Origin of the sequence: Chryseosolibacter indicum (assembly GCF_018598585.1) — a bacterium.
Taxonomy (GTDB): Bacteria; Bacteroidota; Bacteroidia; order Cytophagales; family Cyclobacteriaceae; genus Chryseosolibacter; species Chryseosolibacter indicus.
In genome coordinates, this window is the sequence record NZ_JAHESD010000015.1 from 54802 (window position 1) to 67799 (window position 12998).

Annotated in this window: 9 protein-coding genes; 7 read left to right on the top strand and 2 right to left on the bottom strand. The window is 38.8% G+C overall.

The annotated features are described in order from the left end of the window. Window positions 1-515: 515 nt before the first annotated feature. On the bottom strand, window positions 516-2426 hold the full coding sequence (locus KK060_RS09165; RefSeq protein WP_254153416.1) for an ATP-binding protein: 1911 nt from the start codon (window positions 2424-2426) through the stop codon (window positions 516-518). A 1-nt stretch (window position 2427) separates the two neighbouring features. After that, window positions 2428-3789 (bottom strand): sigma-54-dependent transcriptional regulator, encoded by a 1362-nt coding sequence (locus KK060_RS09170; protein WP_254153447.1) that lies wholly within the window; start codon window positions 3787-3789, stop codon window positions 2428-2430. A 202-nt stretch (window positions 3790-3991) separates the two neighbouring features. Here KK060_RS09170 and KK060_RS09175 point away from each other — a divergent pair, with 202 nt between their 5' ends. The 7 genes from KK060_RS09175 to KK060_RS09205 all read left to right on the top strand — a co-directional run bounded on the left by KK060_RS09175 (window position 3992) and on the right by KK060_RS09205 (window position 12986). Next, complete coding sequence (locus tag KK060_RS09175) at window positions 3992-5026, top strand: hypothetical protein (protein ID WP_254153417.1); 1035 nt, start codon at window positions 3992-3994, stop codon at window positions 5024-5026. Window positions 5027-5088: 62 nt separating this feature from the next. Then, window positions 5089-5571 (top strand): hypothetical protein, encoded by a 483-nt coding sequence (locus KK060_RS09180; RefSeq protein ID WP_254153418.1) that lies wholly within the window; start codon window positions 5089-5091, stop codon window positions 5569-5571. A gap of 59 nt (window positions 5572-5630) precedes the next feature. After that, window positions 5631-6194 (top strand): rhomboid family intramembrane serine protease, encoded by a 564-nt coding sequence (locus tag KK060_RS09185; protein ID WP_254153419.1) that lies wholly within the window; start codon window positions 5631-5633, stop codon window positions 6192-6194. Then, window positions 6195-7217, top strand: coding sequence for a DNA polymerase III subunit delta (gene holA / locus KK060_RS09190; RefSeq protein WP_254153420.1), 1023 nt, complete (start codon window positions 6195-6197; stop codon window positions 7215-7217). 178 nt (window positions 7218-7395) lie between these two features. Next, window positions 7396-10437 carry a tetratricopeptide repeat protein gene (locus tag KK060_RS09195; RefSeq protein WP_254153421.1) on the top strand — a complete coding sequence of 1014 codons (3042 nt, stop codon included), beginning with the start codon at window positions 7396-7398 and terminating at the stop codon, window positions 10435-10437. A gap of 80 nt (window positions 10438-10517) precedes the next feature. Next, window positions 10518-12131, top strand: a complete 1614-nt coding sequence (locus tag KK060_RS09200; protein WP_254153422.1) for a TonB-dependent receptor — start codon at window positions 10518-10520, stop codon at window positions 12129-12131. Window positions 12132-12251: 120 nt separating this feature from the next. Continuing rightward, entirely contained in the window at window positions 12252-12986 is a 735-nt protein-coding gene (locus KK060_RS09205) for a hypothetical protein (protein ID WP_254153423.1), read from the top strand. Window positions 12987-12998: the final 12 nt, after the last annotated feature.

The window sequence follows — 12998 nt, forward strand, 5'->3', positions numbered from 1 at the left end:
TTTCACCTATTGATGAAGTTAATTTAAGGGCAATGTTACAGGTATGTGATTCGGAGGTATCAGGATGATAACCCGTAGATAACCCGTCTCTTTAAGGTACGGGTTATCTACGGGTTATGTACGGGTTATCTACGGGTTATCTACGGATTATCTTACGGTTAAACAGCGGACAAACAGGTGGATGAGTATGGTTAAGGAGGGGGCTAAAGAGGCTTTGAAAAGGGGGCAATTTTCCAATTACTTAGCGCGCCACTGGAATGAGGTGCCGGTATGGAAAAAGTTAGTTAATGAGGTATTGAAACATCTAACAGGCTAGAAAAGCTATCGAAAGGTATAGGACGGGTATTACTATGGTGTTAATATTAACCCGGCACAAGCCTTTCCCTGTTACCTCTTGCCATCTTTAAGGAGCTTCAGGCTTTTATTGCCTAAGTATGCGGATACATAATGATAAAAGCAGTATTTGATATCAGTAGCAGGATATGCTAAATAGGAACACCTCTGTCTAAAATATTTCAAAGCAGTTTAGTTAACTCTGGAATTATCTGTTTGCAGGAATTTATGAACTGTTTGGTAACGGAAGGCAAGTCATTGAGGTTCTCTTTGCTTTTTCCGTTTAGTTCAATATAAACCACCTTGGCCCTCAGATCAGTCATGCCCATAAGGGCAAGCGATGGCTTAATCTGATGAGCAAGCTTTGAAAGTTTTTCCCAGTCTTTTGCCGTACTAGAGGTTGTCATTTCATCAAGAACAGCCGGAACTGTTTGAATGAAAGTCTGAATCATTTCTTTTATAAATTCTTCATTGTTATCTGAAACGGATTTCAGATATGTAAAATCGTAGCCCACACTTTCAACTTTAATATTTTGATCACTTATGTTTATTTGCTTTGGTGTTATCTTCAGATCTTCAAATATCTTACGTTGAAGATCATCAGGAGTGAAGGGTTTAGGCAGATAATCATTCATTCCCACAGATAAACACATTTCAATATCCTTCTTTGTAGCGTTCGCTGTTATTGCAATTATTGGTACATCTTTCATCACGCCGCTCATTAGTCTAATTGCTTTTGTAGCTTCGTACCCATCCATTACTGGCATCTGTATGTCCATTAAAACAACATCGTAATAGTTGTTTTTTACTTTCTCTATGGCAACAAGACCATTTTCAGCAATATCGGTATGACAATTCCAGTTCTTTAAAATGCTTTTTGCGTATAATCTGTTAATGTCATTGTCTTCAACCAGTAGCACGTTGAGCTGCTTTACAAGTGCCTCATCATGTTGAAATTTTGTATTGTTTACTATTTTAGGAAGGCTTCTGGCTTTACCAATTGTATAAGGGATTAGAACAATGAAAGTTGAACCCTTACTCTCTTCACTACGCACGGTTATTTTTCCATCCTGTAGCTCGACAAGTTGTTTTACAATAGTTAATCCAAGTCCGCTGCCTCCATACTTACGTGTTACGCTGGCATCGGCCTGGCTAAAGCTCTCGAAGATGGTGTTTAACTTCTCTTCAGGAATGCCTACTCCTGTGTCGGCAACTTCAATTCTTACCCAGCATGTGTCTTTCTGTATTCGCTCTACGTTGCAGGTAATGTTAATCGACCCACTGTGAGTAAATTTAACAGCATTGCTGATCAGGTTAATCAATACCTGGTTTAATCTTACAGGGTCTCCTAATAGAATCCTGTTTAGCTTTTCATCAACAGAGAAGTCTAATGACAACTTCTTTTCTTTGGCCTGATAAGTAAAAGTACCAACAAGTGATGGAAGCAGATCTTTTAAATTAAAGGCAATTGTTTCAAATTTCAGTTTGCCTGATTCTATCGCTGCAAGATCCAGGATATCGTTAATAATTACTTTTAGATTTTCAGCAGAGTGCTTAATGGCGTTAAGATAGGTCTCTCTTTCTTCTTCCGATGGATTTTGGCTTAACAGGCTCGCCATGCCGGCGATTCCATTTATCGGAGTGCGGATTTCATGACTGATGTTTGCAAGGAATTGCTCTTTTGCTTTCTGAAGTTTTACTAATTCCTCAGCGTCACGTTTCCTTTGTGTAATATCACGACAGTCAAGAATAAATCCGGAAAGATTCGTTTTGTGTTTAAGGTTTATTGCGTTAAACTCTAAAAACTTATATGAATTGTCTGCACACAAAAACTGAAATTCGACTTTCTCAGTATATGCCTTTTTCTCGCTTTGCCTAAATTGATTTCTTAGCTCATGAACAGAAGTCGGCAGGATATAGTTAAAGAAATTTTTTCCTTCCAGGCTCTTTCCTTTATAACCTAGTGTATCAGAAACAGATGAGTTGTGATAGATAATATTACCCAAATAATCAACAATAAATATAAGGTCAGACCCATCTTCAACTACGGTCTCGTAGAATGAACCCTCGCGTACATATTGTTGAATAGTCATATTAAATACCTACCGCTTCCATTTCTTTCAGATAGCGATACAAAGAAGACTTTCCAATGTCAAGCTTTTTGGCAACCTCCAATACATTGTTATCATACTTGTTTAAAAAATGCCTTATGATACGATACATGTATTCTTCCATCTTCATTTCCTGATAAAGGAAAGATTCTATTCTTGCAGTACTATTAAAGCTTATATCCTGAGGCTTGATCTCGTTGTCAGTTGCCATAACTGCCGAAAGCTCGATAACTGACTTTAACTCACGGATGTTTCCTGGGAAAGGATATTGTAGAAGTTTTTCCTGGGCCTCCTGGCTGATTTTAAATTTGTCCATTTGATTCTCCTTGGCAAACTGGTCAAGGAAGAACTTGGCAATAAGGATTACGTCTGTTCCTCTTTCCCTTAACGGAGGTAAGTGTATGGGGAGCCCTAATAAACGGTAATAGAGGTCTTCCCTGAACTTCCCAGCCTTTACTTCTTCAGCAAGGTCCTTATGTGTTGCAGCCAATATGCGCACATCAAGTTTTACAACCTGATTGCCACCAATTCTTGTTACCTCTCTTTCCTGCAACACACGCAAAAGCTTTGCCTGAAGGTTTAAATCCATTTCTCCGATTTCATCAAGGAATATAGTTCCTCCGTCGGCCTCTTCGAATTTACCTATTCTCCTGGTAATGGCTCCTGTAAATGCGCCCTTCTCATGACCGAACAACTCACTCTCTATAAGATCGCGAGGTATAGCGGCAATGTTAACGGCGACAAATGGCTTATTCTTTCTCTTTGAGTTATAGTGAATGGCTTTCGCCACCAGTTCTTTTCCTGTTCCCGTTTCTCCTGTTATGGATACAGAGATGTTTGTAGTACACGCTTTTTCTAGTAATGCGAAGATTCTTTTTATGGCAGGACTTGTACCTACTATGCTTTTTTCAAATTCATACTTTTCGGAAATCTCTTTCTTTAAATAATTGATTTCCTTCATCATCGATAATTTGTAACGCGCATTGTTGATGGAATTCAACAAACGATCTTTTGTCTCGTTATCTTTGATAATATAATCGTAAGCACCTGCTTTTAAAAGTTCAACAGCAGTGCCAATTTTTTCCTGTGCAGATACAATAATTACATTGATGTTAGGGTCTTGTGCGCGTATTTGGCTTAAGACCTTTTCGCCTGGCATATCAGGTAAAGAATAATCAAGCGTAATGACAGCAGGATTTTTATGGAGATTACCCAGGCAATCTTTGCCATTGGTGAAAAATTCTACTTCGTAGTCAGGGTTTAACCCTAAGACATACTTCAAGAATTTTGTATAGGCAGGGTCATCCTCGACAACAAAAATTTTAACTGGCTCCTTCTCGTACATGATAAGGTTTCGGGGTTCAGGTAGTAAATATACAAACGATGTCTGTTTTACTGTTTCTCGTGCGGCAACGTACCCCTGTAGCGGATGTAAGATATATAGTCTATTAGTCATCTAAATGCGGATAGAAGTAAATTGCAGGCATAACATTTATACGCATGACTAACCAGCAATTATTCCGATTCCTTCAGCTACCTCTTTAAATATGAACGTACATCTTGTATTTGCTTTGTTCTCGTTAATCTTTTGTTTTTTAGGTGCAGTTGACAATTCTATGATGACTTTTCTGAAAATGGGGGTCGGGCTATTATTAATCATTTTACTCTTTTTAGCCCTGACCAATTACATTGCCGATATCTATGGCCTTATTAGGTCATCCAAAGGAAGGAAATTGAAAGTTTTATACCATGAAAAAATAACAAAGTACCTTTTCTCATACCGTTATATTCCTCAGAATTTTAATACAGTAATTATTGGAACTTCTCTTTCTGACAGTTTAGACGTTAGTAGCTATAACAAAACTTCTAAAACTAATAAGGTTTATAACGGCAGTATTATGGGGGCTGACATTACGCTTGTTTATCCCATGGTAGAAAACGTTGTAGGGGCTGGGGTGAAAAATGTTATTCTTTGCCTAAGTCCTTACATGATGAAGAAATCTGCTGCGAAAGGTCTTCCAAGCCCTTCTCCTGTCAGGATTTATACTTTAGGGACAAAGTTTTTGTACGAGTCTTACCTCATTGCACTGTTAAGGTTTCTGGGAATAGTACCAAACAAATTTCCTAAAGGTCAGTTTAACGAACATGGTGTTCACAATTACTATCACCTTTTTAAAAAGGTAGTTATGAAGGAGAAATTCCAACAAGTTATTGATGATAATAAAGATAAGCCAATCGTAAAAGATGAGAGTGCGTACGAGGTATTCCAATCACTAATTGAATTTCTTGATAGAAATAAGGTGAACTACTTCATTTACTTTCACCCGCTTCCGAAAGAGATTTTTATGAGCAAGAGAGAAGAGTATGATATCTTTCATAGCCGAGTTCGCAGCATAGTGCAAAAAGAAGAAATCATACTAGACTTCAATGACCAGCAGTATTCATTTATCACTTCAGACTATTCAAATTACCTTGACCATGGTCATTTGAGTAATAAAGGTCAAAAGATTGTTACAGACATTCTATGTCAGAAGCTGGAGGAAGGATTACATATGCATCATAAAGTAGCGGTTAAAGTCTGAGAATGCAGCAAAATTTTGGCTAGAAGAGATACCGTTGTTGTTTTTTGTACTTTTGCGATACAATGGCAAATCCGTTTACGCACGAGGCATTTCACATGCTTGACCAGGAGGAAAGAGACTTTATGCTTAAGTTGCCTTTGCTGGTTTGTATTTTAATTGCTGGTGCGGACGGAAACATAGACCGCAAAGAGATTAAAGGAGCAATTCAGACAGCAGAAAAAAACAATAAGAGATTTAACACAATATGGGGCAGTTACTTTACAGAAGTATCTAAGGACTTTGAGGATAAATTAAAAGTGCTTATTCTGGAATATCCTTACGAGTCTACGCAAAGAAACCCTTTAATTATTGATGAGTTAAGTAAAATTAATACGATCTGGACTAAACTTGATGCTGCTATTGCAACAAGCTTCTACCAGATACTTCAGGAGTTTGCTGCGAAAGTGGCCTCATCCTCAGGAGGTTGGTTAGGGCTTGGATCAATAGGTACTGCAGAAGCAAGGTTAGTAAAACTTCCCATGATTTTAGATCCCGGAAAAATTTAATGAGGCGTCACCGCTATATCCGTTTATTTGTTTATTTGCGATAAAAATTAACGCCGTTCATGGTCCAATCGTCCTGGTTTGGAAGTGCTATAATACCTCTACGTCTTGTATTTATAATGTGGGCAGCTTTCTTTGTAGAGTTTGTCTACGGAATACCTCTTAGTTACTTTGGCATTGTACCGCTAACATTTCATGGCTTAATTGGAATACTTACGGCCCCCATGCTGCATGGTAGTCTTAATCACCTGGTGTCCAATACTGTTCCCTTATTGTTTTTGGGCAGCGTTCTTTTTTTCTTTTACGAGAGAATTGGAAGTACAGTGTTTTTCAGGTCGTATTTTTGGACGAACACATTGGTTTGGTTGTTTGGAAGACAAAATTCCAGTCACATTGGTGCTAGTGGTGTAGTATATGGTCTTGCTTTTTTTCTGATCTTTTTTGGGATTTTCAGACGAGATTTTACATCGATGCTCATTTCAATTGTGGTTATCCTTCTTTACGGAGGGGTTATCTACGGAATTCTTCCAACTGATCCTCGGGTGTCTTGGGAATCTCATTTTGCAGGCGCTCTCGTTGGCGTTTATACTGCAATTGGTTTTAGTTCTAAAAAGAATGTTAGTTAAATGGATGCTGCTGTTAAAAAAATTCTAACCGATATTAAATCAGGGAAGTTTGCCCCTGTCTACTTTTTACAGGGTGAAGAGACTTTTTATATTGATAAAATCGCTGACTTTATTGAAGCCAATGCACTTTCTGACGCAGAGAAGGGATTTAACCAGGTAGTTGTTTATGGTAAAGATGTAACCATGGCGACCATTCTAACTCATGCACGCAGGTTTCCTATGATGGCCCAACGCCAGGTAGTAATTGTGAAGGAAGCGCAGGATATTCAGGATCTGAATAAAGAAATAGGAGGGAAGCTTCTGTTAGACTACCTGACGAAAGCTGTGCCTTCAACTATTCTTGTGTTTTGTCATAAGCATAAGAGCCTGGATAAAAGAAAAGAGCTGGGAAAGAAGATAGACCAGTATGCTGTCTGCTTATCTACAAAGAAGATGTATGATAGCCAGCTTCCGGAGTTTGTGGTTGAGTATTGTCACGATAAAAAGATAAGTATTGATGACAGAGCGGTAATGGCACTCTGCGAATATGTGGGTAATGATTTGCATAGACTTGCCAACGAGATAGATAAGCTGGCTATAGCGTTGGGGGGAGCGGGAAGTATTACACCGGAACATGTAATGAACCAGGTTGGTGTTAGCAAGGAGTATAATATTTTTGAACTTCAGAAAGCTATTATCCAACGTGATACGCTTCTGGCGAATAAGATTGTTAATTATTTCGAAAGCAACACCAAAAAGAATCCAATTATACCGGTTGTTGCGTATCTGTTTTCGTTCTTCAGCAAGCTTCTGGCAGCGACCCAGGCACCAGATAAAAGCGATAAAGGATTAGTAAGTGCCTTAAAGATCAGTCCTTATGCTGCTAAGGACTACATGCTTGCGCTACGTCAATTCCCACAAGATAAGATTGTAAATACAATATCTTCTTTAAAAGAGGCAGATCTGAAACTAAAAGGTGTTAATGCAGCGTCAGATTCTGAGGGGCAGATCTTTCGGGAGCTGGTATACCGCATTTTACATTAACGGTTTTAATAGTAAAAGCAGGTAAACTCTCTGGCAGCTTTAACTGGAGTTGCTCGATATTTTTTAGCTTAAACCATGCTTTTTAGGGGTACCGGCTCATTTTTTGCTGATATTATTTCCATATTGCACTGCAATAAAAGTTATGCAGGCAAGTTTAAATTTAATAACTGTATTTACTGTGAATTATAGGATACTGTTTGCGATTTTCTTAGTTTCTTTTTCCCTACAGCTTCACGCACAAGATCAATTATCGCAAAGTAAGGCAGAGCGTTTGTATCAAAAAGGTACGGAATTAATCGCTCATGCTAATTATGGAGCAGCCAGAAAAGTGTTTTCTGATTTTTTGGAAACCTCATCGTTTTCGGACCCTAGAAGGAGTGAGGCCGAGTATTATGTTGCATTTAGTGCGCTCACCTTGAGCCATATTGATGGAGAAAAGCTAATTGATAATTTTATAGTGGCATATCCTTCAAGCCCCAAAGCTGCCACTGCTTACTACGATCTTGCTAACTTCTTTTATAACGAAAAAAGCTATACAAAAGCTTCGCAGTATTTTAAGAAGGTAGACTTTCCTTCTTTAACACTTGATCAACAGAATCAGGCCCATTTTAAGTGGGGGTATAGCTATTTTAATCTTAAGAAACTTGATGAGGCTCTAGAGCAATTCAACTTTGTAAAAACACAGAGCAGCGAATATGCTCCTGCTTCAAATTATTACGCAGGCTTCATTGAATATTCTAAAGGCAACTACGATCAGGCTCTTACAGATTTGAAAAAGGCTGAGTTAAATTCAGCTTATGCATCTGTAGTACCTTACCTTATTGCAAATGTTTATTATAGGCAGAAACGCTATGACGACTTGCTTGCTTATGCCAATGCAATAAAATCAAGAAAAGATATTGCGAATGCTAATGAAGTCTCAATGCTTATCGCAGAGGCATACTACTTTAAAGGCGAGTACAAAAATGCTATCGAGGCCTATGAGAAATATCTGGCTGACAATCCTGGTAAAGCAGAGACCTCTTTATTATTCCGAGCTGGTTTTGCTAACTATTCTTTAAATCAGGCTCCTAAAGCAATAGAATATCTTAGCAAAGCTGCGGCTACTAAAGACTCTGTTAGCTACTATGCTTCGTATTACCTTGGCATCCTCTATCTAAAGCAAGGAGAAAAACCTCTTGCTTTAAATGCATTTGATTTTGCCCGTAAATATCCAAAGGATAATAAGCTTGCTGAAGAAGCTACCTTTCAATATGCAAAGCTTACTTATGATGTAGGCAGACAAGACCAGTCAATAGCAGAGTTCGAGAAGTTTCTACAAACTTATAGAGGAAGCACCCATACAACCGAAATCAAAGAACTTTTGGCGCAAGCTTATGTTAATGGAAGTAATTTCAACAAGGCAATAGAATATATAGAAGCCTTATCATCACGAAGCGCATCTATTGATCAGGCATATCAAAAGGCAACTTTTTTGAAAGGAACTGAGGCTTTTAATAAAGAAGATTATGCACAGGCAGTAACCTTTTTTGAAAAATCATTGAAATCGCCAAAAGATCCTGCCATTGTAGCGCAGGCGAGCTATTGGGCAGGTGAAAGCTATTCGGTAGGTAGAAGGTTTGATGATGCCATTAGACATTATCAAAAAGTGATAGATCTGTCAACTGCTGTTGAGCCCGAGCTTGTTACTAAAGCACGTTATGGTTTAGGATATGCACATTACAACTTAGAGGCTTACGATAAAGCGTTGTTCAACTTTAAGGAATTTGTTAATAGAACAAACAAGGGAAATCCTAATCATGCAGATGGATTAATCCGTCTTGCAGATTGTTATTATGTAAGTAAGCAGTATCCCTCGGCGCTTGATAATTATAACAGGGCCAGAAACATAGGTTCGCCTGACAATGATTATATACTTCTGCAAAGCGGTGTAATCCATGGCATTCAAAGAAACTACAGCGAATCCTCTAATCAACTCACAACGCTAATCAAGAATTACCCTAAATCCCAATACAGGGATGAAGCACTTTTCCAACGGGCGCAGTTTGATATTGAGCAGGGAAATTCGCAGGCTGCAATTGATGGACTATCAACATTAATCAGGGAGAGTAGTAACTCAAAATTTTTACCATATGCTTATATGAGAAGAGCAGCGTCATATTTTAATTTAAAACAATATGACCGTACTATCTCTGATTATAAGGCAGTAATTACGCAATTCCCTGGTCATCCTGTTGCCCAGGAATCTTTATTGCCATTACAGGAGGCATTAACCATTGCAGGAAGATCAGGAGAATTTGAAGCTTCTCTTGCACAGTTTAAGAGAGCAAATCCTGACAATCAAAATCTTGAGCATATCGAGTATGAAACTGCCAAGAACCTGTACTTCGATCAACAGTATCAGAAAGCGCTCGATAAGCTTAATACATTTGTTTCAGCTTACCCTCAAAGTGCAAAAGTTCAAGAAGCCAAGTACTATATCGCTGAATCGTATTACAGAATTAAAGATTACGGAAGAGCGCTACCTGTATATGTAGAATTAAGCAGAGATAAGACTTTTAATATGGGTAACAGGGTTGCTGGCCGTGTTGCAGAACTGGAATTTAAAAATGGAAAGTATGAGAATGCCGTTAGCCAGTTTCACGTACTTGAGCGCCTTGCTACCAATAAAAAGGAGCAGTACAATGCATGGGTGGGTCTGATGGAGTCTTTCTATCTTATGGCAAATTATGATTCTTCTGCTCTTTATGCTAAAAGAATTTTGGATAATGGCGCAGTAAACGCAAGTGCTCAAAGTAAAGCTTCTTTGTACCTTGGTAAAATTGCTTTTGCTAAAGGAGATTATGAGGCAGCTAAAGATGAATTTCTTAATACTGTAAACGCGGCGCAGGATGAGCATGGTGCAGAAGCTAAGTACATGATAGCACAGGTGCTTTACATTCAAAAGCAGTACAAGCAAAGCTATGAGACGTTGATTAGTTTAAACAATGACTTTGCGACTTATGATAACTGGGTAGGTAAATCTTACCTCTTACTTGCTGATAACTTTGTAGCCATGGGGGATACCTTCCAGGCTAAAGCTACGCTTCAATCCCTGATAGATAATTTTCCTTTAAAGGATATAAAGGATGAAGCCCAAAAGAAATTAAGGGAAGTTGAAAAAGCAGAGCAAGATAAAAAACAACAAGGCGAGGCTGATACGCTAGAGATAAATCGCTAAACGCAGGACGACATTATTTTTATATGCATTTACTGAAGTCATTTTTTTCTTTGATTCTTTTACTTGTTGGCCTACTCAGTTTGAGTACAAACGCTTTTGCTCAAGGCCAATGGGGAAATGAAGGAGAGCTTGAGGATGTTGAAATAGAGATTGTTAAAGAGAGGCAAATAACCTTGCCAAAGGCCAATCGAAACTTTGAAAAAATTCCGCCGCGTCCTTCTGAACCTATTAAGGCTCCGGTGCAGTATGATTTTAAACCTTTCAACTTTCAGACAGCACCAATCAATCCTGCTATAAAACCATTAAAGATAAAACAGGAGGACCCATCCAAGGTGTATGGAGGGTACTTGAGTGCTGGTTTCGGTAACTACACATCACCTTATCTCGAGGGCTTTGTTAATTCAACACGCGATAAGAATAAGTTAATAGGAGCTCATGGGCTCTTTAGTGCCTCTGATAAAGGTCCTGTTGATGGTAAGAATTCGGGGAGTGGGATGTCTAAGCTCTCTGTTTTTGGAAAGACCTTTAATGAGACTTTCGCCTTATCAGGTGACGTAGGCTTTGAAAATAGGACTACTCATTTTTACGGCTATCCTGAAGGAACGGATATAGACGCAAAAGATATTAAACAGTATTATAATCACTTCAGAATTAATGGAGAGATTTCTAATGCACGTAATACAGCTTTTTCATACAAGTTGGGCGGTACGTTTGGATACCTTGCTAACAAGTATGATGCAAGGGAAAGTGAAGTCAATTTAAGTTTTGACTCGAGATACAAATTAGATGATGAAAGAGGAATTGGCTTAAAAGCAGGATACAACTTACTGAACAGAAAGGATGCGGAAGTAGAAGCAAAACCAAGAAACCTTTTCTTTGTAAACCCTCAATACCAGTTTCTTCCCATAGAAGATTTGAGCCTGATCGTAGGATTGGTAGCTGCTGTTGAGAACGATTCTATTGACAGCAAGAACGTTCACGTATATCCCGATATAAGGGCAGCCTACCCCTTGTCTCCGTCTGTTAAATTAACAGCATCTCTGACTGGTGGCATTGAAAAGGTATCGCTACAGAGTTTATCCAATGAAAATATATGGATAGCTCCTAATGTTCCAATATTCCATACCAATAAGCTATACGACCTGCAGGGGGCGCTTCATACAAAACTTGGAAACAAGATTGGTATTAATGGAGGGTTATCAATAGCAGCGCTTAAGAACTGGTACTTTTTTGTAAATTCAATAACTGATCAGTCAAGGTTTGACGTTGTTTACGATACAAAAGCTACAGTACGCACCAACTTTTTTGCATCGGTCGGCTATTCGCAGTCTGAAGGAGCAAAGATTCTTTTAAGAGGAGATGTGTATGGCTACAACACAAAAAATGTAGGGGAAGCTTGGCACCGTCCGACGTATAAGGTTACTGGTGATGCATCTTTTAACATTGTTAAAAAGATTCTGTTGGACGTAACCCTAATCGCCCAGGGAGGAATGAAAGCCCTGGAACCGTCAACAGATAAAGTTGTAACAATAGATCCGGCTTTTGATCTGAATGTAAGATTCGAATATTTGTTTTCGGATAGCTTTTCATTTTTTGCTCAGCTAAATAATATTACCTCCAACAACTATCAAACCTACCTCTATTATCCGGTTCGAGGCTTCCAGGGAATGGGTGGCATAACATGGAGTTTTTAAAATGCCCGCAAAAGATGTTGGGACCGCAAGGCTTGATGACAAACGTTATAGTTTGTATGCCACAAAAATTACATTAATTTTGTCTGTTAACGTAACCATTGAGTTAAACGAACACTAAGCATGGCCCGGAGAAAAAAGCTTAACGAAGAACAAACACCGCCAGAAAACACTGATAACACAGAGAACACTGATGATTCTTTCGGTTTACCTGAAATAGAGTACGAACCAATAAACCGTGAGGAAACTTCTTCTGAAGATCCTGTTCATGAAACTACCCCTACGGTAGAAGAACCAGTTTATCAGAATGAATCCAGGCAGGAATACAAAACTTCTTCTGCTTATGTTGAGGATGAGCCGTCGTCATCCTGGGGAAAGATACTCGGAGTGTTAGTAGTAGTTGCTCTTCTTGGAGGTGCCGCTTATTGGTTTTTCGGAATTTACCAGCCCCAGAAACTTGCCTCCGAAAAGGCAAGAAAAGAACAGTTAGCACGTGAAGAAGCAGAAAGAAGAGCAGCAGAAGAAAGGCTGGCAGAAGAACGGAGACTTGCTGAGCAAAGAAGGGCAGACTCGCTTGCTAATCTTAAACCAAAAGTTGGTACAGTTCAAACACTAACTGATCGTACAGGTCGTTATTATGTTGTGGTTGCCAGCGCCGTTGATGGTGATTTAATTATGGACTATGCGAACAAGCTGGCCCCAAAAGGTGTTAATGCCAAGATTATTCCTCCGTTTGGAAAAGCTAAATTTTATCGTCTTGCTGTTGCTGAGGGTGAAACTTATACAGAAACACAGGCTACTGCTGATGGTATGAAAGGCGGAGAATACGGGAATGATCTTTGGGTAATCAGATATTAGTATCTATCCTTT

What these genes read in the sequence shown, in the direction of transcription:
- KK060_RS09180 (WP_254153418.1), top strand. Translation starts at nt 5,089, where the DNA reads ATGGCAAATCCGTTTACGCACGAGGCATTTCACATGCTTGACCAGGAG.
- KK060_RS09205 (WP_254153423.1), top strand. Translation starts at nt 12,252, where the DNA reads ATGGCCCGGAGAAAAAAGCTTAACGAAGAACAAACACCGCCAGAAAAC.
- KK060_RS09165 (WP_254153416.1), bottom strand. Translation starts at nt 2,426, where the DNA reads ATGACTATTCAACAATATGTACGCGAGGGTTCATTCTACGAGACCGTA.
- holA (WP_254153420.1), top strand. Translation starts at nt 6,195, where the DNA reads ATGGATGCTGCTGTTAAAAAAATTCTAACCGATATTAAATCAGGGAAG.
- KK060_RS09175 (WP_254153417.1), top strand. Translation starts at nt 3,992, where the DNA reads ATGAACGTACATCTTGTATTTGCTTTGTTCTCGTTAATCTTTTGTTTT.
- KK060_RS09170 (WP_254153447.1), bottom strand. Translation starts at nt 3,789, where the DNA reads ATGTACGAGAAGGAGCCAGTTAAAATTTTTGTTGTCGAGGATGACCCT.
- KK060_RS09185 (WP_254153419.1), top strand. Translation starts at nt 5,631, where the DNA reads ATGGTCCAATCGTCCTGGTTTGGAAGTGCTATAATACCTCTACGTCTT.